The 1,539-nt window shown below is 71.0% G+C and carries 1 protein-coding gene; it reads right to left on the reverse strand.

The features are described from left to right. A partial coding sequence (locus RIF68_RS36230; protein ID WP_309055933.1) for a glycosyltransferase occupies positions 1–1,151 on the reverse strand: 1,151 nt, incomplete at its 3' end. Positions 1,152–1,539 lie beyond the last annotated feature (388 nt).

The following is a 1,539-nucleotide window of genomic DNA, read 5'->3' on the forward strand; positions in this document are numbered from 1 at the left end:
GTGCGGATGCCGTCGGCCACGGCCCGTGCGCGTGCGAGGGTCCCGGGGGCGAGGGCCGTCCCGAGTGCGGCTGACAGGGACTGGGCGGTCGGAGCCGAGCCGTCGTGTGCCGCACCGATGCCCAGGGCGGCCACCCGGCCGGCCCAGTAGGGTTGGTCCGCCGCCTGGGGCACTACCACCTGCGGCGCTCCGGCCTGGGCGGCCGTCGTCGTCGTGCCCGCGCCGCCGTGGTGCACGACGGCGGCCACCCTGCCGAACAGTGCCTGATGATTGACCTCGCCGACGACGAAACAGTCGTCCCGGTCGTCGATCAGAGCCAGTTCGGCCCAGCCGCGGCCGACGAGTACGCGGCGGCCGTGCGCGCGGATCGCCTCGATGGACACCCGGGCGATGTCCGCGGAGACGCCGCGCGTGCTGCCGTAGCCGACGAACACCGGAGGTGTGCCCGTGTCCAGGAACGCCAGCAGGTCGTCCGCCAACGGGCGTTCGTCCGGCAGGATCCACGCCCCGGTGTGCACGACGTCGAGCTCCGGGGTCTCCCGCCACGGACCCAGGACCGGGTCCGACGCCAGCCACGGCCGGTCGGTGAAGATGAAACCGTAGACGTCGTCCACCGACGGCAGACCAACCGAGGCCCGGTGGGCGTTGAGCGCCCCGCCGTGCAGCGCGTTGAAGGTCCGGGCGTTCAGGTCCCACAGCGACCGGTTGTCGGTCACCTCCGGCGGGAAGGACTGGCCCGCCAGCAGCGCGGGGGGCGCTTGGTGCGGCGACCGCAGCAGGAACGGGCAGAAGGTGGCGTACACGTAGGGGATATCGAGTTTCTCGGCCGCCGAGCGCGAGGAGAAGTGCGCGAGACCGGTCGCCAGCAGGACGTCGCATCCCTCGGCGGCCGCGGCGACCGTGCCGAACTGCGCGGCCAGCTCGGTCACACGCCGGGAGGCCGCCGATTCCGTCGACGGCGCCGTCATCGTGCCCATCGGCCTGCCGACCGCCACAAGTTCCACGCCGGCCCCGGCCAGCCGCCGGGCGAAGACCTCGTCCGGCGGCGCACAGACCCTCACCTGCGCGCCGAGTTCCCGTAACCGCACCGCCAGCGCCACCAGCGGTTCGACATCCCCGCGCGACCCATACGTCGACAACAACACACGCACTACGCGACTCCCGTTCCTGCAGGTACTGGCCTCGGTCGGGGATTCTGCGGCCTCACGGGGGCCTTGCCGCAAGTCCCCCGGTGCGCTATACGTTGAGCACGGTAAGGAGTGGGTATCTCCTTATCTTTGGCTTTCGCCGTCCGCGGTGAACGAACGACCTCCCGATGAAGCGACGGCGTGCAGCGCAGGACGGCACGTCGGCCCAGGAGGTGGTTGCGTCCTGGGAAGTGGTGTACGGGTTCCCACCTGATCCGGGCGTTCGGCCCGGCGTCGGAGTGAGCGTCCGGATATGAGAACGGCCACCGGCTGATCTTTCAAGACGACCAAGTCTTCGAAGGAGATCAGCACGATGACCGCACCCGACAGTCTGCCCCTGCACGCCCTCGCG

It is taken from the genome of Streptomyces sp. (assembly GCF_031178505.1).
Lineage (GTDB): Bacteria > Actinomycetota > Actinomycetes > Streptomycetales > Streptomycetaceae > Streptomyces > Streptomyces gulbargensis.